At 42.0% G+C, this 23406-nt stretch carries 19 protein-coding genes and 1 other annotated feature; of the genes, 11 read left to right on the top strand and 8 right to left on the bottom strand.

From position 1 onward, the window contains the following. The first annotated feature begins 49 nt into the window (after positions 1-49). Positions 50-379 carry a bacillithiol system redox-active protein YtxJ gene (ytxJ, locus tag A361_RS22485; protein WP_009333329.1) on the top strand — a complete coding sequence of 110 codons (330 nt, stop codon included), beginning with the start codon at positions 50-52 and terminating at the stop codon, positions 377-379. A gap of 99 nt (positions 380-478) precedes the next feature. Here the strand turns inward: ytxJ and pilM are convergent, their stop codons facing one another. After that, entirely contained in the window at positions 479-2656 is a 2178-nt protein-coding gene (pilM, locus tag A361_RS22480; protein WP_019383047.1) for a cell division protein FtsA, read from the bottom strand. A gap of 277 nt (positions 2657-2933) precedes the next feature. On the opposite strand from pilM, the gene A361_RS22475 reads away from it, so the two are divergent. The 5 genes from A361_RS22475 to motS all read left to right on the top strand — a co-directional run bounded on the left by A361_RS22475 (position 2934) and on the right by motS (position 7080). Next, on the top strand, positions 2934-4010 hold the full coding sequence (locus A361_RS22475) for a bifunctional 3-deoxy-7-phosphoheptulonate synthase/chorismate mutase (protein ID WP_009333327.1): 1077 nt from the start codon (positions 2934-2936) through the stop codon (positions 4008-4010). A 252-nt stretch (positions 4011-4262) separates the two neighbouring features. Continuing rightward, positions 4263-5261 (top strand): catabolite control protein A, encoded by a 999-nt coding sequence (gene ccpA, locus A361_RS22470; protein ID WP_009333326.1) that lies wholly within the window; start codon positions 4263-4265, stop codon positions 5259-5261. Further along, entirely contained in the window at positions 5236-5487 is a 252-nt protein-coding gene (locus A361_RS30330) for a hypothetical protein (protein WP_162272016.1), read from the top strand. The genes ccpA and A361_RS30330 overlap by 26 nt, the downstream gene beginning before the upstream one ends. Before the next feature lie 47 nt (positions 5488-5534). Continuing rightward, complete coding sequence (gene motP, locus A361_RS22465; protein ID WP_019383048.1) at positions 5535-6353, top strand: flagellar motor protein MotP; 819 nt, start codon at positions 5535-5537, stop codon at positions 6351-6353. Continuing rightward, entirely contained in the window at positions 6343-7080 is a 738-nt protein-coding gene (gene motS / locus A361_RS22460) for a flagellar motor protein MotS (RefSeq protein ID WP_019383049.1), read from the top strand. The genes motP and motS overlap by 11 nt, the downstream gene beginning before the upstream one ends. Before the next feature lie 84 nt (positions 7081-7164). On the opposite strand, the gene A361_RS22455 is transcribed toward motS, so the two are convergent. The 3 genes from A361_RS22455 to A361_RS22445 form a co-directional block, all read right to left on the bottom strand. Then, entirely contained in the window at positions 7165-8337 is a 1173-nt protein-coding gene (locus tag A361_RS22455) for an acetoin utilization protein AcuC (RefSeq protein WP_019383050.1), read from the bottom strand. Continuing rightward, complete coding sequence (locus A361_RS22450) at positions 8334-8981, bottom strand: acetoin utilization AcuB family protein (protein ID WP_009333322.1); 648 nt, start codon at positions 8979-8981, stop codon at positions 8334-8336. The genes A361_RS22455 and A361_RS22450 overlap by 4 nt, the downstream gene beginning before the upstream one ends. 96 nt (positions 8982-9077) lie before the next feature. Next, positions 9078-9710, bottom strand: coding sequence for a GNAT family N-acetyltransferase (locus A361_RS22445; protein WP_019383051.1), 633 nt, complete (start codon positions 9708-9710; stop codon positions 9078-9080). Positions 9711-9931: 221 nt separating this feature from the next. Between A361_RS22445 and acsA the strand changes: the two genes are divergently transcribed. Further along, positions 9932-11650 (top strand): acetate--CoA ligase, encoded by a 1719-nt coding sequence (gene acsA / locus A361_RS22440; RefSeq protein ID WP_009333320.1) that lies wholly within the window; start codon positions 9932-9934, stop codon positions 11648-11650. Between the two features lie 138 nt (positions 11651-11788). On the opposite strand, the gene A361_RS22435 is transcribed toward acsA, so the two are convergent. After that, complete coding sequence (locus A361_RS22435) at positions 11789-14704, bottom strand: transglycosylase domain-containing protein (protein WP_019383052.1); 2916 nt, start codon at positions 14702-14704, stop codon at positions 11789-11791. A 155-nt stretch (positions 14705-14859) separates the two neighbouring features. Then, positions 14860-15085 (top strand) — a binding site (T-box leader). Positions 15086-15163: 78 nt separating this feature from the next. Here A361_RS22435 and tyrS point away from each other — a divergent pair. After that, positions 15164-16423, top strand: coding sequence for a tyrosine--tRNA ligase (gene tyrS, locus A361_RS22430; protein ID WP_019383053.1), 1260 nt, complete (start codon positions 15164-15166; stop codon positions 16421-16423). Positions 16424-16519: 96 nt separating this feature from the next. Here the strand turns inward: tyrS and rpsD are convergent, their stop codons facing one another. Next, positions 16520-17122: a 30S ribosomal protein S4 gene (gene rpsD / locus A361_RS22425; protein WP_009333317.1), complete on the bottom strand. Its 603-nt coding sequence runs from the start codon at positions 17120-17122 to the stop codon at positions 16520-16522. Between the two features lie 585 nt (positions 17123-17707). Between rpsD and A361_RS22420 the strand changes: the two genes are divergently transcribed. Beyond that, entirely contained in the window at positions 17708-19576 is a 1869-nt protein-coding gene (locus A361_RS22420) for a diguanylate cyclase domain-containing protein (RefSeq protein WP_019383054.1), read from the top strand. Between the two features lie 140 nt (positions 19577-19716). Continuing rightward, on the top strand, positions 19717-20904 hold the full coding sequence (megL, locus tag A361_RS22415; protein ID WP_009333315.1) for a methionine gamma-lyase: 1188 nt from the start codon (positions 19717-19719) through the stop codon (positions 20902-20904). 50 nt (positions 20905-20954) lie between these two features. Here the strand turns inward: megL and A361_RS22410 are convergent, their stop codons facing one another. Further along, positions 20955-21434 carry a GAF domain-containing protein gene (locus A361_RS22410; RefSeq protein WP_009333314.1) on the bottom strand — a complete coding sequence of 160 codons (480 nt, stop codon included), beginning with the start codon at positions 21432-21434 and terminating at the stop codon, positions 20955-20957. A 214-nt stretch (positions 21435-21648) separates the two neighbouring features. Between A361_RS22410 and refZ the strand changes: the two genes are divergently transcribed. Continuing rightward, positions 21649-22278, top strand: a complete 630-nt coding sequence (gene refZ, locus A361_RS22405) for a forespore capture DNA-binding protein RefZ (RefSeq protein WP_019383055.1) — start codon at positions 21649-21651, stop codon at positions 22276-22278. 6 nt (positions 22279-22284) lie between these two features. Here the strand turns inward: refZ and hisJ are convergent, their stop codons facing one another. Continuing rightward, complete coding sequence (gene hisJ, locus A361_RS22400; RefSeq protein WP_019383056.1) at positions 22285-23079, bottom strand: histidinol-phosphatase HisJ; 795 nt, start codon at positions 23077-23079, stop codon at positions 22285-22287. Between the last annotated feature and the right edge of the window lie 327 nt (positions 23080-23406).

Raw genomic sequence — 23406 nt, 5'->3', positions numbered from 1 at the left:
TTAATTTAAAGAGCGAGGCTTTGCCTGGCTTAGTTGGGGAGGCAAGAAAATGAAAAAATTTGATAGCCATGAATCATTTGATCAAGCAGTAGAATCAGGAGAGCAGCTGCTGGTTTTAAAACACAGTTCCACTTGTCCGGTGAGCGGCGCAGCGTTTGAAGAATATGAAAGCTTTGTAAAAGAGCATCAAGATGTAAATGCTTATTACTTAGTTGTTCAGGATGATCGTCCCTTGTCAAATCACATTGCAGAAGCTTTTCATATCAAACATGAGTCTCCTCAGGCCATTCTATTTAATAATGGAGATGTTGCCTGGCATGCATCACATTGGAAGATTACATATGATTCCCTGGTGAATGCTGTGAAGGAAAACAGATAAAACCCATCCAATCGGATGGGTTTTTGCTATCAAACAAGAAAATATATATTTATTAAACGTCGATAACTGTCTAACACTAGCAGCCTGCCCCCGCTTTTCTTATATATACTTCACATTTGAATTTTTATTATTTATGGCAGGCCACACGATTTTGAGATGATCACCAGGCTCTATAGGTTCATGAAAAGATGCCTTTTCCCCATTTTTCAAGAGAACGAAGCTTCCGGAAGATGCTGCAGGCATATCTACACTAACATGGCTGAAGATATCCTGAAAAATAAAAGGAGACATTGGTTTTTTCACGAGTGTTATCGCATCTCCAGCATGAATCGCATCATCTTCATTGAGGACAGCTCCTTCCCTCTGAAATTCAAGTATCCCTCTTGAAAGCTCTAATTTCTTACCGTTAAACATGACCGGGATCCTCTGCTGTAGTACCAGCTGCTTTATATCTGCTAATTCCTTTACTGATAGTGTGCCTCTTTTTTCAATTCGGAGATTGTCACCATCGTCTACTATGCTATGATAATTCGCCTCAAGGCCGTTTTTAAAAAGCTTTCCGGTATGGCGGGGGAGGAATGTCTCTTTTTCATTAATGCTGATTCTAAAAGGCGTAAGCTCGCTTAATAAATCGTTTAGGTTCAAGTTTCCTAAGACTTCTTCAAATGTTTCCGGAATTCTGCACTCTACCTTATCCCGATCAGCAATGATCTGTTCAAGCGAGGCAGCTTTTTCATTACAGGTAATAACAGGGTGGATTGTGTACTGCTTTTCGTTAATAGTAATAGACTTTTCAGGAACTTCATCAATCAAATCTTTTATGCGGACTTCAGCAGGCAATCCGTCACGTCCTCTTGAAACAGTGATGATATCCCCTGATTTGATTTCTTCATCCAAAGCACTTGTAAGGCTGTTGCGTATGATGACAGGAGCTTCTCCATGACTTCCTGGAATCGTAACGCTTTGCCCGTTTAGTTTGACTATCATGGCGAGTCCGGGCTTACCGTAAAGCTTATTCATTTTAATGCCTGCTGCCAGGAGACAATCCCCAACTGTCAGGTTCTTGACCTCGAATAGCCTGACAGGCTGATCGTTGACGTAAACTGTACAATATTGGACTGGGGCTTTTTTAGCAGCGATGGCTATTCCTATTGGGGTGACAAGTTCAGGGCCTTTGTATGTAAAATCCGGTAAATTCAGCCCGCTTATTGCGTCAATTCCCCTTATTGCGACTCTATTCGCTGGAAGGCCCAGTCTTTGCGCTATTCTTTCAGGAAGTCCAGGTGTTAAGCTCCCGCCCCCTACCAGCATGACGGCTTTGGGCGGCCTATTATTCAGCTGCAGAATTTCATCGCAGATGGAATTTGTCAATCGTTCTAGCGCAGGAGAAATTTTTTCAATTGTCTCTTCCCTGCTGACTTCTGTCTGGAAGCCGAGAATATCCGTGACAGTAATTGTATCCGATACATGCAAATCTCTCTTTGCCTTTTCGGCTAAAGGAAAGTCCAGGAGAAACTGGTCACTGATTGCTTCAGTTATCTCATCTCCTGCTACAGGCACCATTCCGTAAGCTGTAACTGTGCCCATATCTGTAATGGCAATATCGGACGTTCCGGCACCGATATCAACAAGAGCAACATTCAGCCTTCTCATCGAAGGAGGAATCAGCACATTAATAGCTGCGATTGGCTCAAGTGTCAAAGCTTCCATTTCCAGGCCAGCCCTTTGTAGAGCTGAGATTAGTGACTCCACTACAACCTTGGGCAGGAACGTAGCAATGATTTCAACGGATGCTTCATCCCCCTGCTGATCAATTAGACTGCCGATTTCTTCTTTATCAAGACGATAGTATAAAACGGAATATCCAACACAATAGTAATAATAGCTTTTCTCAGTTTCATGTTTTTCTGCAACCATTGCCTGTGCCTGCTGAACTGCACTTAATTCAAGGTGAAGTATATCCTGCTTTTGCATCATCGGTTTTCCTTTAATACAGATAACTGTTTCAGATCTTTCTGTTTTTAAAGCCCTGCCTGCCGCTGCAACGCACACCTTTTTTAATGGGCCGTGTTTTGCTTCTAGTTCATCCCTGATTTCTGCTATAATTTTTGATACAGCCAGTACATCATGGATCTGTCCGTCGAGCATGGCCCTTTCTGCATGCTCCTTAATCACGATGTCTTTCACATGATATTGCCCGCCGTTTTCTTCGAGAATAATTCCGACCACCGTGCGGGTGCCGATATCCAGTGCAAAAAGCTTTTTTTGTTCGTCCAAAGCAGTACACCTTCTTTGTAAATGTCATAAAATGCATAAATAAAGCCCTGAAGCCGCTTTATCACTTAAAAGCGTTTAATTAATAAAGAAATATTTCGTGACATGTCTGAATAATTCATATATAATAACCCTAATTATAAAAAATGTATCACATATCCAGAGGCCGTAAAAGAGAAAGATGGAAATGTTTAACGCTGTGCACATTTAGATGCACGTTTTGTGCATTATCCTGAAACCAACACGGCTTAAATTCAGATTTGAAAGGAAGGGACAGGAAATGAGCAATAAAGAGCTAGATAAACTTCGTGATCGAGTGGATGAGCTGAATCTCCAGCTTTTATCTTTGATCAATGAAAGAGCAGAACTTGTTCAGGAAATCGGAAGAGTAAAGGAAACACAAGGGGTTTATCGTTATGATCCTGTCCGGGAACGCAAGATGCTGGACTTGATAAAAGAGCATAATGACGGTCCTTTTGAAAATTCAACAATTGAGCATATGTTCAAGGAAATTTTTAAAGCAGGTCTTGAACTTCAAAAAGATGATCATAGAAAGGCGCTTCTTGTTTCACGCAAAAAGAAGCCTGAAAATACGATTGTAGACTTAAAGGGTGAAAAAGTAGGGGATGGCAATCCTCATCTTGTTTTTGGCCCTTGCGCAGTTGAATCTTATGAGCAGGTGGCAACTGTTGCTGAAGCTGTAAAAGCAAAAGGACTTAAGCTCCTTCGCGGAGGCGCATATAAACCAAGAACATCACCGTATGATTTCCAGGGGCTTGGCCTTGAAGGTTTAAAAATCTTAAAAAGAGTGGCAGATGAATACGATCTGGCTGTTATTTCTGAAATCGTAAGCCCTAATGATATTGAAACGGCTGTAAATTATATTGATGTCATTCAAATCGGGGCAAGAAACATGCAAAACTTCGAGCTATTAAAAGCAGCGGGGGCTGTAAACAAACCAGTTCTTTTAAAGCGCGGGATTGCAGCTACAATTGAAGAATTCATCAATGCAGCGGAATATATCATGTCCCAGGGGAATGGACAGATTATTCTATGTGAGCGCGGAATCCGCACATACGAACGTGCTACACGCAATACATTGGACATTTCGGCTGTGCCTATTCTTAAGCAGGAAACACATTTGCCAGTACTGGTTGACGTTACGCATTCAACAGGCCGCAGAGATTTGCTTCTTCCAGCAGCAAAAGCTGCGCTGGCAATCGGCGCAGATGGTGTAATGGCAGAAGTTCATCCAGACCCGGCCGTTGCCCTATCAGATTCAGCGCAGCAAATGGACTTGAATCAATTTGATCAATTTATGGCTGAACTTCAATCTTCAGCATTGCTGAAAGTGTAGCCATCTAAATATGGAGAGCCTTCTGCTGGTAGCAGGAGGCTCTTTTTTTTGCATTTAAAGTGGAAATTTAAGTTTTTTTCAAAAATACAAGCCTTGACATTGCGGCAATTCCTGGACTGTCGTATGATTAAATACATAATTGTACATGTGTAACCACTCACAAATTAGGATAAAAAATGAGTAGGTTACGTCGTGTTGCTGTAAAATATAAAGTAATTGAAGCGACCGCTATTTAAAGAAGGAGTGTAAGTAATGAATGTAACAATATACGATGTAGCAAGAGAAGCGAATGTATCAATGGCAACGGTTTCTCGTGTTGTAAATGGCAACCCGAATGTTAAGCCTGCAACAAGAAAAAAAGTAATGGAAGTAATTGACCGGCTTGGGTACCGCCCCAACGCGGTTGCAAGAGGATTGGCAAGCAAAAAAACGACGACAGTCGGTGTAATCATTCCCGATATCTCCAGCACCTTTTTTGCAGAACTGGCAAGGGGCATAGAGGATATTGCGACAATGTATAAATACAATATCATTCTCAGCAACTCCGACCAAAATATTGAAAAAGAACTGCACTTGCTCAATACTATGCTCGGGAAACAGGTGGATGGAATAGTCTTCATGGGCGGCAATATTACCTCCGAGCATGTTGAAGAGTTTGAAAAGTCACCGGTTCCGATCGTACTGGCTGGCTCTATTGAAGAAACAGGCAAAATCCCATCTGTAAATATTAATTATGAACAGGCAGCATTTGATGTGACTAAGTCATTTATTGAAAAAGGCCATAAAGATGCAGCTATCGTGGTGGGACCTCTCCGCGAGCCGATTAATCAGGAAAAAAAGCTTGCAGGCTATAAGCGGGCTTTGGAAGAAGCTGAGGTGGCCTTCCGCGATGAATTGGTGGTTGAAGGAGATTATACTTACGATTCAGGTATAGAAGCCTTTGAAAAGCTGCTTGAGGCAGATCCGCGTCCAACAGCTATTTTTGCAGGATCTGATGAAATGGCATTGGGAATTGTCCACGGGGCGGAGGATAAAGGGTATAATATCCCGAAAGACTTTGAGGTCATCAGCTCTGACAATACAAGATTGGCATTAATGGTCCGTCCTCAGCTGACATCAGTCGTTCAGCCATTGTATGATATTGGTGCAGTTGCCATGAGATTGCTTACGAAACTTATGAATAAAGAATCAGTCGATGAGCAAATTGTTGTACTCCCTCACCGAATTGAAGAACGAAGCTCAACAAAGTAATGAATTTGCCGATATAACAGAAAAGCGGAAGCTCCTCGACCAGCCCCGACCAGCGCTGGAGGTCCAGAAGTTGAAGTCGTTCTTTGACTTCAGCATCTGGACCGAAGTGACTAGGGGGCTAGGCGCTGCAGCTGGACAAAAGAGAAGAAAGAGAAGCGCCTTAATTAAAAGGCGTTTCTTTCTGCCAATTTTAAGCTATCGTACCTGTTTTAGAGCACATAAATAATAAACCATTAGACAAAGGCAATTCGCAATGGATCAGGGAGAGAGAGTATGAGAAAGGTTGATATGTTAACACCGGCTGGATTAATGGTGGGGCTTGCTATGCTGATTTTTGGAATCATGTGGAATGGAGGAGCTGATGGTTTTTTATCCTTTGTTGACCCTTCTTCAATTCTTATTGTTCTGGGCGGTTTAATAGCCGGGCTGCTTGTAAGTTTTCCTTTAAAAGATATCAGGCATATGGCCACCGTTTTTAAGCAGGTTTTTTCCAGTGAAGAGCAAAGCGTTGGCGAGCTGATTGGAATTTTTGTCAAACTCTCTGAGCGTGCCCGGCGTGAAGGGCTGTTATCGCTTGAGGCTGAAATCGGGAAGGTGGAAGATCCATTCATTCAGAAAGGCGTATACCTGGCTGTGGATGGTATAGAGCCAGATGTCATTACTGACATTATGAATGCCGAAATTATGGCGATGGAAGAGAGGCACAGAAAAGGAAGAAGCATTCTCGAAAGAGCCGGGGAATACGCTCCGGCATGGGGAATGATAGGGACCCTGATCGGACTGGTTCTGATGCTGAAAAATTTGAATGATCCTTCCACACTTGGGCCCAATATGGCTCTTGCCTTACTGACTACTTTATATGGATCCCTGCTGGCCAATCTGATTTTTCTGCCGATGGCAGCGAAGCTGGCTTTAAAGACAGAGAAGGAAGTTTTTTTGAAGCAGATTATTATTGAAGGGGTTATCGGTGTTCAATCCGGGCAGAATCCGAGAATATTGGAAGAAAAGCTGAGCGCCTTTTTATCCTCAGAAGAACGGAGAGATTTGGATAAAGCTGTAAATGAGGGGGAGGCACTGGATAATGAAGCCTAGGAGAAGATCTCCGGAGCCTCCAAAAGGCTCCCCAAGATGGATGGTGACTTTCTCCGATCTCGTCACACTGATATTGGTATTTTTTATTCTGCTGTTTTCGATGTCCCAGATTGATTTAATGAAGTTTCAGGCATTATCCGATTCTTTCCGGGACAGACAGGTGCTGGATTTTCAGCCGTCTATCATTCCTGCAGAGAACCCGGAACAAAATGAAGAAATAAAGGAAAATGAGGACAGCGGGCAATCAGATTCGCTTGATGAGCTTCTGATGGAGATCCAGTCGTTTTTGGATGAGAATGGCTTAGAAAAAGTGATTGTGGCGAACAGGACGGAACGGGGGGTCGTTCTCGTTCTGCAGGAACAGGTTTTATTTGAATCCGGAGATGCCAGTCTGATAGACAGTTCATACTCTTTCCTGGATAAAGTAGGAACCCTTTTAGCAAACATGCCAAACCTTGTGAAGGTGGAGGGACATACTGATGACCGGCCCATAACTACTTACAGATATCCGTCCAATTGGGAGTTATCTGCTGCCAGGGCTAGTACTGTAATCAGATATCTAACAGAAAAGCATAATCTTGAAAGTCATAGGTTTATGGCTGTGGGCTATGGGGAAACCCGTCCTATCGTCCCTAATTCCGGACCGGAGAATTGGGAGAAAAACAGGCGTGTTGAAATCATTATTTCTGATCCGAAATTTAATGAAGATAACAATATTCATAATTGATAACAGATCTGGCAATAGTCAGACCTGTTTATTTACATATGCAGAAATGAACAGCGGCCGGTAAAATGTTCCCGGCCGCTGTTCTTATAAAGATTCTGTCATTGTTCTGTTTCGGATCGGATAAAGAACTTTGTCCACTGTCCGGGCATTTTTTTCAGTTATTTCGCTCTTACGGGGGATAGGCTCATATAAATCAGCAGGATCATCCCATTCCAGGGGAAGAGGCACAGGTGCGTGTTCTTTCCACTTGTTTATCCATTCCGCCGGTATATTGCCGTAACAATTAGAGTTTTCAGTCATTTCGAGCCATATCATGGCCCATGCCCGGGGAACAACCCTCCAAATATCATAACCTCCGCCGCCGACGGCAATCCATTTCCCGTCACAATATTCATGGGCAATTTCATGGGCCAGTTTCGGAATTTCCCTATAAATCTTTATAGTAGATGACAAATGGGTAAGAGGATCAAGATAATGGGCATCAGCACCATTTTGCGTCAGGATCACATCCGGTTTGAAAAATTCTGCAACCTCCCGAAAAGCTGTACGGTATGCGTGAAGCCAGGAATCGTCTTCAGTAAATGCATCCACGGGAATATTAAAAGAGAATCCATATCCTTTCCCTTGTCCTCGTTCATTTACATTTCCGGTTCCGGGGAAAAGGTATCTGCCAGTTTCATGAATAGATAAGGTGCATACATCCGGGTCATCATAAAATGACCATTGGACACCATCACCATGATGGGCATCTGTATCCACATACAGAATACGGGCTTTATACTTTTCCTGTATATATTTTATGGCTACGGAGCTATCGTTGTAGATGCAAAATCCAGAAGCTTTTCCCCGAAACCCGTGATGAAGGCCGCCGCCAAGGTGAAGTGCGTGCTTAGCAAGTCCGCTCATGACTGCATCAACGGCTGCCAGAGTGCCTCCTACTAAAAGGGAGCTTGCTTCGTGCATGTTTTGAAAAATAGGTGTGTCCTCTGTTCCAAGACCATAGTTTTCGCAGATATCCTCAGGCAGGTTTCCCTGGCCGGCGAGCTTGACAGCATTCACATAACTAGGATCATGAATCAAGTGAAGCTCTTCATCGGAAGCCTTGCGCGGAGGAATAATATGACATTCTTCAATGGCATTGATGTTTTTGAGCAAATCGAGTGTCAGTTTCAGCCTTATCTGATTAAAAGGATGATTTTTGCTGAATTTGTAGTTCAGCAGGTCTTCCGAAAAAACAAATAATGAATCATGTGTCATAGTGAAATCCCCGGCAGGCTGGGCCATAAAACATGATGGCCTGCTTTTTTCAAATCTTCTACTACAAGCGTAGGGTTCATTGTCTGTACCCTTATCACCAGTATTTTGTATTTATCATCCGTTTTGTCAGGGTAAACAAGGACACTCTGTATATTTGCTTTTCTTTTGCAGATGACTTCAGCGATTTCAAACAGCATGCCTGCCCTGTTTGGCACCTTTACTTCAATCTGCGAACCTGGCTGATGGGCTCCCGTCAATTGAACTAACGTATGAAGCAAATCGGTTTCTGTGACAATTCCGACCAGCTTATCATCGTTTAATATTGGCAGGCAGCCAATTCGCTGTTCATAAAAAACCGCAGCAATTTCTTCAGCAAAATCAAGAGGGTGTCCGGTGATGATATCTGTCTTCATAATCATTTTTAATGGTCTCTGCAGATCTTCCTTAAATAGTTCTGTATGAAAAATAGATGGAGTCGCATCACGGATGTCCCTATCTGTTACAAGTCCCTGCAATCTGCCCGCTTCATCTGTAATAGGCAAATGCCGAATTCTTTTTTCGTTCATAATTTTTATGGCGTCGGCAATGGTGTCTTCTTTTGACAAGGCCGTGACATCCGTTTTCATAATTTCTTCAACAATCACTTTAAATGCCTCCTTATAAATATATGGAGATACATTCATGCCGAAAAAATAGTGTGAATACAGGCATGAATTATGTATTGACGCTATTATTAAGATTTAATACATAAAGCGATTCATAAAGCGCAAGCGGTCAAATTGCTGCACTGAATCCTGATCCACTCTTTTTCCAATGCGGGCCATTAGGCAATTTGCGGGATGAGAACTGATTTCAGGGTCATCTGTGGCATACCATTCAAGACCACCGGCATTCATCATTTTTTCCATAATTTTCCTGTATTCCCATACGTTCAGGCCAGTTCCTTTTAGATCCCAATGCCAATAATATTCAGTCGTTATAACAATATAGTCTTCCATTGCGTCATCCATCATGGATACTTTCAGCAGGTTCTTTCCTGTTCCTGAACCTCTGAAAGCAGGGATCACTTCTATTGCACCCAATTCTATTAAATTATCCATTTTTCCTTCCGACCAGCGCTCGAGAGGGTCTGGATACAAGTAAGTAACATAGCCGACAATGGTATGCCTGTCACGGGCCACTATAATTCTTCCCTCCGGCAATCCCGCAATTTCAACCAGGGCTTTATGCTGCTGAGCCGGAGGCCTGAAAGTAACAAGATCCTTGTGAAACTCGTAATCTGCCAATTTTTCAGGTGAAATTGGCCCCTCAATGATTAATTTACCCTTGGCTGTTTTTAATTCTTTTGCATTAAAAATTTTTTTATGTTCCATTTATTCACCGCCATAGACATGATCAATGTAACTTCTATTATACATAAAAACACGGGGGATAAAGCGCTTTCACATAATTTTCTGTGTAATTTAAATAAGTTTGTGGCAATTTACCAGTTGGTTCATAAGTAATCTTTTCCCTGCTCCAAAATTTTAAAAATTGAGAAAATATAATGTTTATACTATAATAATATCAAATCTTAAATAAGGGGGATAATTATATGAAAGTGGAAGCGCTGCCAGTAACACAAGGGGACTTCAATTTAAAAAGCTATGATGAGCTTTATGAAAATTTTAACTGGGCTGATGCCGAAAAAGAATTTTCCTGGAAAGAAACCGGCCGCATGAATATGGCCTATGAGGCCATTGACCGACATGCGGAATCTTTCAGAAAAAATAAAGTTGCCCTTTATTATCGCGATGGACAGAGAAATGAGAAATATACATTCAAGGAAATGAAGGAACTATCCAATAAAGCCGGAAATGCATTAAAAGCATATGGCGATGTTGAAAAAGGAGACCGAGTTTTCATTTTTATGCCGCGTTCTCCTGAACTCTATTTTGCCGTATTGGGAGCAATTAAACTGGGAGCCATTGTAGGTCCTCTTTTTGAAGCATTTATGGAAGGGGCAGTCCGTGACAGGCTTGATGACAGTGAAGCAAAAGTTCTGATTACAACCCCTGAGCTTTTGGAACGTGTGCCTGTTGATCAGCTGCCTGCCTTAAAGCATGTTTTCCTTGTTGGGGAAAATATTGAGGAAACAGGCCCGTATGTGGACTTTAATAAAAGAATGGCTGAATCAAGCAGAAAGCTTCCAATTGAATGGGTTGACGGAAAAGATGGCCTTATTTTGCATTACACTTCCGGCTCTACAGGCAAGCCAAAGGGAGTTCTGCATGTACATAATGCAATGATTCAGCATTATCAGACCGCTAAATGGGTGCTGGACTTAAAAGAAGAAGATGTATATTGGTGCACTGCTGACCCTGGCTGGGTAACCGGTACTTCATATGGCATTTTCGGCCCGTGGCTGACAGGGACTTCAAACCTTATTGTCGGGGGCAGATTTAATCCGGAGACTTGGTATAAAATGATTGAGGAGTATGGCGTTTCGGTTTGGTATAGTGCTCCGACCGCTTTCCGTATGCTGATGGGGGCAGGTGATGAGGTTGTGAAAAAGTTTGATTTAAGCTCCCTTCGTCATGTCCTCAGTGTCGGTGAACCGCTAAATCCTGAAGTAGTCAGATGGGGAATGAAAGTATTCAATATGCGCATCCATGATACGTGGTGGATGACAGAAACAGGTGCACAGCTCATCTGCAACTATCCTTGCCTGGAGATTAAGCCGGGCTCCATGGGTAAGCCGATTCCTGGTGTTAAAGCTGCCATTGTCGATGACCAGGGAAATGAGCTGCCGCCAAACCGCATGGGGAACCTTGCAATTAAAAAAGGCTGGCCTTCCATGATGAATGCCATCTGGAATAACGAGCAAAAATATGAATCTTATTTTATGCCAGGTGACTGGTATGTTTCTGGAGATTCAGCATATATGGATGAAGATGGATATTTCTGGTTCCAGGGTCGTGTAGATGATGTGATCATGACATCTGGTGAACGCGTTGGGCCGTTTGAAGTGGAGAGCAAGCTCATCGAACACCCGGCTGTTGCAGAAGCTGGAGTTATCGGCAAGCCTGATCCTGTCCGAGGTGAAATAATAAAGGCATTTGTTGCTTTACGGGACGGACATGAACCTTCTGAAGAACTGGTGGAAGATATCCGTCAATTCGTTAAGAAAGGCCTTGCTGCCCACGCAGCCCCGCGTGAAATTGAATTCCGCGACAAACTTCCAAAAACACGGAGCGGCAAAATTATGCGCCGGGTGCTTAAAGCCTGGGAACTGGATCTGCCAACTGGCGATTTGTCTACAATGGAAGATTAATAGAGGAGACCGCTGCATAAATGAGCAGCGGTTTTTTGTTTAGCAAAGTATCCAGAATATATTTTGGGCGATTGTTATTTCTATAAAGAAAAAGCAGAATCCCAAGCCCTTTTTGGGCAAATGGGATTCTGCTTTTCTTTAATTAGTTTCTTCACCTTCATCAGGTTCTGATGGTTTATCAGCATCAGGCTTTTCCTCGGCTGGAGGAGGATCTTTAGGTTTCTCTTCTTTAGGTTTCTCTTCTTTCGGCTTCTCTTCTTTCGGCTTCTCTTCTTTTGGCTTCTCTTCCTTCGGCTTTTCTTCTTTCGGTTTTTCTTCTTCCGTCTTTTGGCCGATTTTTACTACATTGGAAGAAGCAGACTCTTTGCCGGCAATGTCAACGGCTGTTACATGGATCGAGCCGCTTCCAGCCTTGTAGTTTAAGGAAGAGCCGGCTTTTATTGTAGCAACTTTTTTACCTCCGCTGTAAACGCGATAGCCAATGACATCTTTTTCAGGATGTGCTCCCCAAGTAATGGTTTGGCCAGAAGCTTTTATGCTTGGGGCCGCAGGTGCTTTGCCATTGTCTTTGAGCTGATCTGCACTTGTCAGAATACTCTTCCAGCGTTCTTTATTCGGAATAAGAGTACTTAGATTTGCTTTAATGCCGAATAGTTTTTGAATATAATCCGGATTCACTACCATTCCAGGTTCAGTAAACTCTTCTGGTGTTGAATCAAGTGCCATATATTTTTTATCGCCAATTCGTACAAGTTTTCCATTGCCAAGGCTATCGTCAACTTTTGTAGGAACAAATTTGGCATTGAATAAATCAGTCTCGACTAAGCCAGCTTTAGAGCATGCTTCTGAAGGAAGAAGGCCTGAAATGGCACAGAATGAACGTCTTACGATTCCGCCCGGCATTTTAAAGCTTTCACTCGGGTCAACAAGATCAGGTGCGACGTCATATGCTGCATTCATCAAATCTGCCCAGAGATAGTTATTGCGCAAACTATAGCTTAGCGGTCCAGGGGCTTTTAATGATTTAGGCGTATCATATCCTGACCATATGCCGAAAGTGACATTCGGATTGGATGCCACGAACCATGCATCTATGAATTCAGTACCAGTACCAGTTTTCCCTGCCCAGTCAGAACTGAACTTCAATCTGTTCTTAATCGATGTGGCAGTTCCGCTGTTAATAACGTCTCTCATCATATCGATTGTAAGGTACGCTGTCTGCGGACTGAATACATCTACAGGCTCAGATTTATTCTGGAATATAATGTTCCCGTCTTTATCTGTGATTTTCTCGATCATATAGGCGTCAATAAACTTTCCGCCGTTGGCAAATGTAGTAAAGGCATTCGTATTTTCTTCAACAGTTACCCCATATTCCAAAGAACCAATGGATGTAGACAAGTTTGTATAGTCAGGACCGATCAGAGAGGTAAAGCCCATTTTTTCCAGATAAGAGGCAGGCCGCTGTCCGACTATATCCTTATAAAGCTTTACAGCTGGGACATTGTATGAATGCTTAAGTGCTTGTCTGGCTGAAACGAGCCCGCTATAGGTATTCGTATAGTTCTTTGGCCAAGGCCTATTTAATCCTGGACTTAGATATAGCGGCACATCAGGCAGAATGGTGCCAGGTGCTGCTTTTCCAAGTTCCATTGCAGGAGCATAGACTAATAGCGGCTTCATGGTTGAACCATTTTGTCTTAGAGCGCTTGTAGCATGATTCAGCTGCTCGCGTTTGTGATCGCGTCCGCCGACAAAGCTGATGATTTTACCGGTTTTATTTTCAATTAAAATGGCTCCAACCTCTACGGGCTCCATGATTTGTTTATTTTCACCGGTTTCTGGGTCCTTAATCGTCTCAGGTTTGTCTGGCCCATAATAAGGGTAGTTATTTTTTACCTGCTGCATTTTATCATAAATATCTTTGTTGATCGTCGTATGGATCTGGAAGCCATTCTGGCGGATCGTCCGGTCTGCCAGAGTCCTGTATTCCTCTCGGAGCTCGTCATCTTCTTTTAAGTCCTGCTCTTCGTATCCATCATTTTTTGCGAGAATCTTAGTCATGATGTTTACTGCACGTTCTTCAATTTCATACGTCAAATATGGGTACTTTTCCAAAGGGCTTTCTGAAGGCGTAGTGAAATCCTTGGTCAGGTCGTAAGCCAAAGCTTCCTCATATTGATTCTGGTCAATCTTTCCGTCGTCATACATTCTTTTCAGAACAGTTTTCATCCTGGAGAAACCTGGTTCCAGATTTTCTTTGACCGTTCCCTCCCTTGTAAAAGGAGTGTAGCCGAATGGACTCTGCGGCAGCCCTGCTATGAATGCAGCCTGGGGCAAGGTTAATTCTTTTGCACTCACCCCAAAAATGCCTTTGGCAGCTGCTTCAACTCCGGCAATATTACGTCCGGATGCATTTCTTCCAAAGGTAGATACATTCAGATATGCTTCCAATATCTCTTTTTTATCAAAGAATTTCTCCAATCGCAAAGCAAGCAGAATCTCTTTTGCTTTCCGCTCGAAAGAAACTTCATTCGTTAAGATTTGGTTCTTTATCAGCTGCTGTGTAAGTGTACTTCCGCCGGATTGAACAGATGAATTTGTTACTTCCTGGAACAGTGCGCGCATAATCGCTTTTGGCACCACTCCGTCATGCTCGTAGAAATATTCATCTTCAGTAGCTACAACTGCGTTAATTAAGTGTTCCGAAACATCATCAAGCTTAACTTCCTCACGTTCCAGGTCAGTCCGGAGCTTCCCTAAATAAACATTATCGGCAAAATAAATTTCCGATGTTTCTGCATAGTCATAAATATCTTTTTTCATGCTGGCATAAGATCGGATTGGCTCATCCTTTACCAGCGACGCGAAGTAACCTGCTCCAAGCCCCCCCGCAAATGAACCGCCAATGACAGCTAAAATGAGAAACAGCAAAGTAAGGTTCCAGACAACCTGGTAAGTAATGCTCGCACCTTTAGCTGCTTTTTTATTCCCGAAAAGGCCCGGAGTTTGCCTCAATTTATTAAATAACATCTGAAACTTTTCTTTCATCATATCAATCCCCCTAAAATCACATCTATTATAGCATATTGCGACATAGTAATATGACAAGGTTCGCCATTTATCTGAAATTTCCTTTTTTCGCACAGGCATTTGACATTTGGCTGATTTATATGATAAAAATGTTTTATCTTAGACGTTTAAATATTTTATAGGCATTGATGGGAACCCAGTAATGCTTCTATCCCTGTTTCAGAAAGCCGGCGTTCGCTGCGAGCCGGTACAAATAGAAGTATGAATTACCTCCCTGAGCTTTCACTGTCAACCTGCCCAGCAGTTATAGCAGTGGACGGATTATCCGTTATTCTGAAAGAGTGGAGGACAGCTGTCCTCAATTTGGGTGGTACCGCGCAAAAACGATCATGCGTCCCTGCATATTTGCAGGGGCGTTTTTTTGTATGGGTGATTCCCTGTTAATGCCTTGAAAATAGCCGTTAAATAGGAGGAGTTAAGATGAGTTTACTTGAAGATTTGCAATGGAGAGGGATTATTTATCAGCAGACAGATGAAGAGGGCATTGAGAACACTCTCGGTAAAGAAGCAATCTCTTTATACTGTGGTGTAGACCCAACAGCTGACAGCATGCACATTGGGCATCTGTTGCCGTTTTTGACATTAAGGCGCTTTCAAAAGGAAGGCCATCGTCCAATCGTTCTAGTAGGCGGGGCCACTGGCCTGATTGGAGATCCAAGCGGTAAAAGCGAAGAGCGGAAGCTGCAGACGCTGGAAACTGTACAGCATAATGTGAACTGCATAAAGAACCAGCTAAAAAGAATTTTTGATTTTGAAGGTGAAAATGGTGCAATCATGGTTAACAACTATGATTGGGCAGGGTCCATGGATATTGTTACATTCCTGCGTGATTACGGGAAACATGTCGGAGTCAATTACATGCTCGCTAAAGACACCATTTCTTCCAGACTGGAAACGGGAATTTCCTTTACAGAATTCACATACACCATCCTGCAGGCCATGGATTTCCTTCATTTATATGAGAATCATAACTGCAAAATGCAGATTGGCGGAAGCGACCAATGGGGGAATATCACAACCGGCCTTGAGCTCATCCGCAAAATGGCGCCTGAAGGGTCAAAGGCATACGGCCTGACCATACCTTTGGTTACGAAAGCGGATGGAACAAAATTCGGCAAAACGGAAAGCGGAGCAATCTGGCTTGATTCGGAGAAAACATCTCCTTATGAGTTTTACCAGTTCTGGATTAATACAGCAGATGCGGATGTAATCAAATACCTTAAGTTCTTTACATTCTTATCCCGTGAAGAAATTGAAGGCCTTGAAAAAGCTGTTCAAGATGAACCGCATCTCCGCAAAGCCCAAAAAGCACTTGCTGAAGAAATGACACGCATGATTCATGGAGATGAAGCATTGGAACAGGCTATAAAGATTACAGCAGCGTTATTCAGCGGAGAAATTAAAAACCTTTCGGCTTCAGAGATAAAACAAGGCTTTAAGGATGTTCCATCTTATGAGCATTCTGAAGGAGGAGAATTGGGGATCGTTGATTTGCTTGTTGCTGCCAAAATCTCCCCATCCAAACGCCAGGCACGTGAAGATGTGACGAATGGCGCTGTTTCAGTAAATGGCGAACGCATAACGGAGCTTGACTACACTCTTTCTGATAAGGATAAGATTGAAGGCCAATTTACTGTCATTCGCCGCGGAAAGAAGAAATATTTCTTAATTAAATACTAATCTAAAAGCCCTCCTTTGACGGAGGGCTTTTAGATTATCTCAGAGTTTTCCGGACAACAAAAAAACTGCCGAAATGTATCGGCAGTTTTAAAATTATTAACGAGAGTAGAATTCAACGATTAGAGATTCGTTGATTTCAGCTGGAAGTTCAGAACGCTCAGGCATGCGAGTGAAAGTTCCTTCTAGCTTGTCTGCATCGAAAGATACGAAGTCAGGTACGAAGTTGTTAACTTCAATTGCTTCTTTAACGATGTCAAGGCTGCGAGATTTTTCGCGAAGTGTAATTGTTTGACCAGGTGCTACGCGGTATGATGGAATATCAACGCGAGATCCATCAACCATGATATGACCATGGTTAACTAGCTGGCGAGCTTGACGGCGAGTGCGTGCAAGACCTAAACGGTAAACCACGTTGTCAAGGCGTGATTCAAGAAGAATCATGAAGTTTTCACCGTGCTTACCAGGCATTTTGCCAGCTTTATCGAATAAATTGCGGAATTGACGCTCATTTACTCCGTACATATGACGAAGCTTTTGCTTCTCCTGCAATTGTAATCCGTATTCAGATAATTTTTTGCGCTGGTTTGGACCATGTTGTCCAGGAGCGTAAGGACGCTTTTCTAATTCTTTACCAGTTCCGCTTAGAGAGATTCCAAGACGACGGGATAATTTCCAGCTTGGACCAGTATAACGAGCCATTTAAGACTCCTCCTTTTGTGTTTTTATTTGGGTAAAATAAAAACAGAAACAGATGCGCACAACAATCATGTCCATTTTGTTTTCATGTACCTTCGCCCTAGCAGCAGAGGGTTACACAGTACCCCATCCCCAGAAAACTCTGGTTGAGGAACAAAATGAGTGCATCAAGGTGCTCACATAGGCTGCAATATTTTACACAAGGAATATTATATAATTTTTAGAGGATAAAAGTCAAGTTGATTTTATTTTTACTCCTTCATTTTTTAAGGATGTTTAAATTATAAGCGAAGATTTTGTCCTGTGCCATAATTCACTTGAATTAGAAAACTTAATAACGAGTCCATTAGCAAGATATGATATAATAAAGAAAAAATTGGAATTGTTTAATTAATAGGAATGCGGCTTCGCTTTTTTTATTTTAATGTGTATTTTATGCTGCGATTACTTTTCTTAAAAATATGAATATAGGAAAGTTGAAACGAAATAGCCACATGTATGCTCAAAATATTAATTTCTAGTCCGTTATAATATACCTTATTGGTTTAAAGATTCATGATCTGAGACATTTGATAGGTGATAATAAAGATGGATACACTTGAACACCAAATCATACTTAGTTTAAAAAGCCGCTTTTTTGACATTATCGATACGGAGAACGGTTTCTTTCACTATGAAAAATTACTGAATGAAATGCTCTCTTCCATTAAAGCCCTTACCGGAGCGGATGAAATAACTCTGTACGTCTTTAATGAATGGAAACAGGAGTTTTTTGCAGAAGCTGCCACGAACCCGGATGCTTTGCTTTCACCTGCTTTTTCAGGTGATTTAAAAAGATGGGCTAACAAAAACAGAGGGTTGCAGAGTTTAAGGACCGAGATTAAGGAAGAACAAATCATGATTCCTCTTGTAAAGAGAGGCAAGCTGCTGGGATGCATGATTTTATCAGGTGAATCAGGCTGTTTTCATTCCTATACAGAAAAAGTATTTCAGGAGCTTAGCGAAGAATGCGGGCAATTTCTTGATAAAGCTCAGGGGCTGGCCAAAATTGCATCTGAAGAAAAACGTTATAAACAGCTGTATCGAGTTACGGAGAAATTCCATTCCTCAATGGATATGGATATGGTGCTTGGGGAAATTATTTATACTTTGCAGGAAATGTACCCCACTTTTACCTATTATCTTCTGCTGTCCCAGGATAACAATAATCATGGGGATCTGCCCATTAGAGACCTTGAATATGACAGCGAAAACATCACGGCCATGCAGGCATATGTCACAGGGGCAGTTCAATTTGAAGATTCCCTGCAGGAAATGCGCTCTGTCTTATATGCCCCATTAAAAGGGAAGCAGGGGGTTTATGGAGTACTTCAGGTCATTGCGCCTAATACCATGATATTCCCTAAAAATGAAATTGAGTTTATCACACTTCTGGCTAATACTGCAGGAAGTGCACTGGAAAATGCGCAGCTTTATCAGCAATCCAAGCGATTGATAGCGGACCTTCAATTAATTAACGAAACTTCCCACCGCTTGAATTCGAATTTGCGGCTGACAGAAACCATGAACTACATGGCAGATCAGATTCTGCATTCCTTTGATGCTGAAGAAGCGGGTTTCATCTTGATAAATTCTGAAAATGCCGATGTGAATGTAATCCAGGGCAGTACTGAATTTTTTCAAACCAAAGAGGCAGAAGACTATATTCACTATATAAGGAAAAAGATCATCAAGGAGAAAGAGTCTCTTTTTATTGGGGATTTTTCTTTACAGTTCGAGGGTGCGGCAAGTTTATATAAATCCATCATGGCTGTTCCAATGGCCCAATCTGGAGTATTAAAGGGATTTGCCCTTGTCATGCATAGCTCTCCTTATCATTTTTCATTTGAAACATTCAAGCTGCTTCAGTCTTTGATTCATCATTCCACGCTTGCCTTTACCAATTCAATGCTTAGAGAAGAGCTTGAAAAGATGGTTGTAACAGATCACTTAACCAAACTATATTCCCGAAGCTATCTGGATGATCGGATTCATCAGTCCATGAATGAAGATCATGAAGGAACATTTATGCTTGTGGATATAGATGATTTTAAATTGGTAAATGATACATACGGACATCAGGTTGGCGATGAAATCATTATTCAAGTTGCCAATTTAATTAACAGCAATATCCGCAGCACTGATATAGGCGCACGATGGGGCGGAGAGGAGCTGGCTCTTTATCTTCCGGGTGTTTCATTGTCGGCGGGAGTACTTATTGCTGAACGGATTGTCAGAAAGGTATGTCAAATCACAGATCCCCAAGTAACCATTTCATGCGGTATTTCGTATTGGAGCAGGGGGAAAAAAGATTCATATGCAGCGCTTTTTAAAAGGGCTGACAGGGCATTATATACCGCCAAAAACACAGGGAAAAATAAAGTGATCATTGAGTCGGCTGCAGATTCATTTATCTAGGACTGCCTTATGGAAAGGCAGTCTTTATTGATATTTTTCCAAAACAAAATACTTTCAAAAAATATACTATTATCATATGCTGAAAGAGAAGTTTATTATAGATAATAATGTAAGCGCTTGCAATGAAAAGGAGAGGTAAAATGGATAGGAAACATCGGTTTAACTTCGAGACGCAGGTCATCCATGAAGGATACGATGCTGAAAGGTTCAAAGGGAGCCTCGCACCGCCAATATTCCAGACGTCAACTTTTACATTTGAGACAGCACAGCAGGGTGAAAAACGTTTTTCCGGTGAAGAAGAAGGGTATATCTATTCCCGTCTGGGCAATCCAACAGTTAAGATGCTTGAAGAAAGAATGGCCGTACTGGAAAAGGGAGAAGCAGCCCTTGCTTTTGGGTCTGGTATGGCTGCAGTTTCAGCTGTCCTGTTTGCTTTAACCAAAACAGGTGATCATATTTTATGTTCTCAGGGAGTTTATGGATGTACATTTGGACTCCTGGAGATGATGGAGGAAAAATTTCAAATCAGCCATGATTTTTCAGCTATGGAATCAAAGCAGCAGCTGCTTGATGAAATTAAACCGGAGACTGCCTGTATTTATGTTGAAACTCCAATAAATCCAACAATGAAATTAGTGGATCTGAGTATGGTTGCAGAAGCAGCGAAAGAGAAAGGAATTCCAGTTGTAGTGGATAATACTTTCTGTTCACCATATTTGCAGAATCCGATCGAACTGGGCTGTGATATTGTCATTCATAGTGCGACAAAATACATCGGAGGTCATGGTGACGTAGTTGCCGGGCTTGTAATAGGCTCTAAAGAATTTTTGGATAAAGTCTCCATGACGACTCAAAAAGACATTGGAGGCATTATTTCACCTTTTGATGCCTGGCTGCTTCTGCGCGGACTGAAAACACTTGCAGTCAGACTCGACAGGCATTGTGACAATGCGGAACGGCTCGCATCATATTTGCTGGCACATCCAAAAGTAGAAAAAGTTTATTTTCCTGGAGACAGCAATAATGCAGATTTTGAAATTGGGCAAAAACAAATGAGGAGGCCCGGCGGGATGATTTCTTTTACTCTAAAGGGGGATAAAGAGACTGCCCAGGAATTTATGAACCGGCTGAATCTTATTAAAATTGCCGTGAGCCTTGGTGATGCTGAGACATTAATTCAGCACCCTGCTACTATGACTCATGCAGTGGTTCCAAAGGGATCACGTGAAAAAATGGGCATTGAAGATACGCTGCTGAGGCTTTCAGTTGGGCTTGAGTCAGTTGAAGATATCAGGGATGATCTGTCCCAGGCACTCGAAGGAGTTTAATAGTAAAAGGAGATGGTCGCAGATACGGTCATCTCCTTTTTGCTATTCCGTTAAAGGAATGATACAAGTACTTCCGAGAAATCTTCCAGGAATTTTTGGTCAAGTTCATCAAACCGGTTTTTTTCAGGAGAATCAATATCCAATACACCAAGAAGATTGCCCTCTTTGACAAGCGGAATGACGATTTCAGACTGTGAGGCTGCATCACAGGCGATATGTCCAGGAAATTGATGGACATCTTCAACACGGACTGTTTCCATTTGCTTGGCAGCAGTCCCGCAAACACCCTTACCAAGGGGGATTCTTACGCATGCCGGCAGACCTTGAAATGGCCCAAGAACAAGCTCCCCTTCTTCCATCAGGTAAAATCCTACCCAGTTGGTGCGGTCCAGGAATTGATTAAGAAGTGCTGATGCATTGCTTAGATTGGCAATGCTGTTCGTTTCCCCTTCAAGAAGAGCAGCGAGCTGTTTAATCAATAATTGATAATTTTCTTCACGGGTTCCCTTGTATGATTCGACACTAAACATCACAATTCACCTTACTTTCTAAAAGATATATGAATTTCCTGGCAGATGAACAGGAAAATAGATAGACATTGTCGAGAACTTTAAAAAGGATAAGACGATTTTAGCAAGAATGTTTAATTATCACAACAAATCCGTTTTTGAATAAACCCATAATTTATTATTCGCTCATATGTACATGAACAGAGACTTTACAAAAGAAAGCGAGGCGGGAAAGATGAAAAAAAATTCAAAAGAGGCAATTGTATCGGCCGCTATATCCTTATTTAATACGAAAGGTTTCTCCGGGACTTCCATCCGTGATATTGCAGGGAAAGCGCAGACGAATCCAGCGAATATTGCATATTATTTCGATAACAAACACGGGCTGCTTGAATATTGCTTTACAGCATTTTTTGAAGGGTATATTGAGGAAATAGAGAAGGGATTTTCAATTCTTGAGCAGGGGGCGGCTCTGAGCCTGAAAAAAATTGCGCAAAATATCATGGTTTATCAATTTGAGCATAGCCATCTAACAAGATTGATACTCCGGGAAATTTCTATAGATTCCCAAGTGGTAAGGGAAATTATGTCCACTTATTTAGCAAAGGAAAAGTTTTATTTTGGCAAGGTGCTGGAAAGGGGAATGAAAACAAAGGAGTTTCGTAACCATTCAGCCAATTATATGATTGTTCAGCTGAAAGGACTCCTGTCAATGCCATTTTTGAACACACATTATATGGCTGAAGTTCTGCATGTATTTCCTCATGAAAAATATTTCGCAGACAAATACACGAAGGAGATCTTCAATTGGGTTGATGGAGTCCTGTGCAATCATGCTGGAAAACCTTATGCTGCTGTACTCTAAAAGCATTTAAAGGTGTTTCATTCTATCAAGGCCCTGACCCATTTCCTTTGCCTGATGAGAATCGGACCCATAAACCAGTGAAATGCCTTTTTGGGCAGCTGCTTCTGCAGCCCAATCGGGAGGATAGGACTCCTTGCATAACGGCTTGGCGAAACCGGCTCCGTTATAGTCGAGTTCATAGCCTTTATTTTGCACCTCATCAAGTATTTGGTTTATTTCCTCTCTAAATTCCCGATCAGCGGGATATTTTTTTTGGAATTTTTTCACCAGGGTGATATGCCCAATCCTTCCAGGTTTAAACGGCCCTAAATCTGCTTTTATAGATAAAAGCAGGGTGCGGAAATAATTCAAATAAACTGCTTCAATAGAACCGTATTCTTTGATCATCTTTGCAAAAACATCGGGACTGTAGTCCAGGCATTCGTAGCGGCTTCCATGCTTTAGAAAGTGTACAGATAAAATGGAGTCATCTATATATCTCCCGTTCATATCAAGAAATTTGCGGATCTCCTGTTCAAAGCCTTCAATATAATCCACTTCAAGCCCCGCATTAATCCTGATTTTTCCTTGATAGGCAGCTTTCACCCTTGATATATCAGTGAAGTATTTCTCAAGATGCTCCTTGCGCATCGCACTGTCGCGAGCAGGTGCGGGATCCTCAAAGCCCTCAGGGAGCGGAGCATGTTCAGTAAATGAAATTTCTTTAAAACCCAGATTTATTGCTTTTTCAACATAATCTTCAAATGCGTCCTTTGTCCCGTGCGGACAATAGGGAGTGTGGATGTGTCCGTCTTTTAGCATATGGAGAACTTCCTTTCTGCATAGGTTTTTCGCAGTCTAACGGGCAGAAAAGCTCCCTCTTTAAGAGCCTAGGTATTTTAGAAGGAATAGAGAGAGTCAAACTGCCCGTAAAGGCCCGAAAGAAGAACAAAGCCTAAGAAAACCGCGTCCTACCAGAAGCTTCCGCTTTCGGTCGTGCGATCTATCGCTGCCGTAGCCTTCCTTGTCCTGTGGGCCTCAACTAAAAAACAGTGGGGAAGAAATCCCGCTGTTTGAAGTTTCACTTTAAAAATACAGTACTCAAGTCACTTTTTAACTTATCTCTTAAATAAAGAAGGAAATCTTTTA

The sequence above is a fragment of the Cytobacillus oceanisediminis 2691 genome, assembly GCF_000294775.2.
Taxonomy (GTDB): domain Bacteria; phylum Bacillota; class Bacilli; order Bacillales; family Cytobacillaceae; genus Cytobacillus; species Cytobacillus pseudoceanisediminis.
This window is presented reverse-complemented; position numbering and strand designations above follow the sequence as displayed.

What these genes read in the sequence shown, in the direction of transcription:
- ytxJ (WP_009333329.1), top strand. Translation starts at nt 50, where the DNA reads ATGAAAAAATTTGATAGCCATGAATCATTTGATCAAGCAGTAGAATCA.
- A361_RS22475 (WP_009333327.1), top strand. Translation starts at nt 2,934, where the DNA reads ATGAGCAATAAAGAGCTAGATAAACTTCGTGATCGAGTGGATGAGCTG.
- ccpA (WP_009333326.1), top strand. Translation starts at nt 4,263, where the DNA reads ATGAATGTAACAATATACGATGTAGCAAGAGAAGCGAATGTATCAATG.
- motP (WP_019383048.1), top strand. Translation starts at nt 5,535, where the DNA reads ATGAGAAAGGTTGATATGTTAACACCGGCTGGATTAATGGTGGGGCTT.
- motS (WP_019383049.1), top strand. Translation starts at nt 6,343, where the DNA reads ATGAAGCCTAGGAGAAGATCTCCGGAGCCTCCAAAAGGCTCCCCAAGA.
- A361_RS22455 (WP_019383050.1), bottom strand. Translation starts at nt 8,337, where the DNA reads ATGACACATGATTCATTATTTGTTTTTTCGGAAGACCTGCTGAACTAC.
- A361_RS22445 (WP_019383051.1), bottom strand. Translation starts at nt 9,710, where the DNA reads ATGGAACATAAAAAAATTTTTAATGCAAAAGAATTAAAAACAGCCAAG.
- acsA (WP_009333320.1), top strand. Translation starts at nt 9,932, where the DNA reads ATGAAAGTGGAAGCGCTGCCAGTAACACAAGGGGACTTCAATTTAAAA.
- A361_RS22435 (WP_019383052.1), bottom strand. Translation starts at nt 14,704, where the DNA reads ATGATGAAAGAAAAGTTTCAGATGTTATTTAATAAATTGAGGCAAACT.
- tyrS (WP_019383053.1), top strand. Translation starts at nt 15,164, where the DNA reads ATGAGTTTACTTGAAGATTTGCAATGGAGAGGGATTATTTATCAGCAG.
- rpsD (WP_009333317.1), bottom strand. Translation starts at nt 17,122, where the DNA reads ATGGCTCGTTATACTGGTCCAAGCTGGAAATTATCCCGTCGTCTTGGA.
- A361_RS22420 (WP_019383054.1), top strand. Translation starts at nt 17,708, where the DNA reads ATGGATACACTTGAACACCAAATCATACTTAGTTTAAAAAGCCGCTTT.
- megL (WP_009333315.1), top strand. Translation starts at nt 19,717, where the DNA reads ATGGATAGGAAACATCGGTTTAACTTCGAGACGCAGGTCATCCATGAA.
- A361_RS22410 (WP_009333314.1), bottom strand. Translation starts at nt 21,434, where the DNA reads ATGTTTAGTGTCGAATCATACAAGGGAACCCGTGAAGAAAATTATCAA.
- refZ (WP_019383055.1), top strand. Translation starts at nt 21,649, where the DNA reads ATGAAAAAAAATTCAAAAGAGGCAATTGTATCGGCCGCTATATCCTTA.
- hisJ (WP_019383056.1), bottom strand. Translation starts at nt 23,079, where the DNA reads ATGCTAAAAGACGGACACATCCACACTCCCTATTGTCCGCACGGGACA.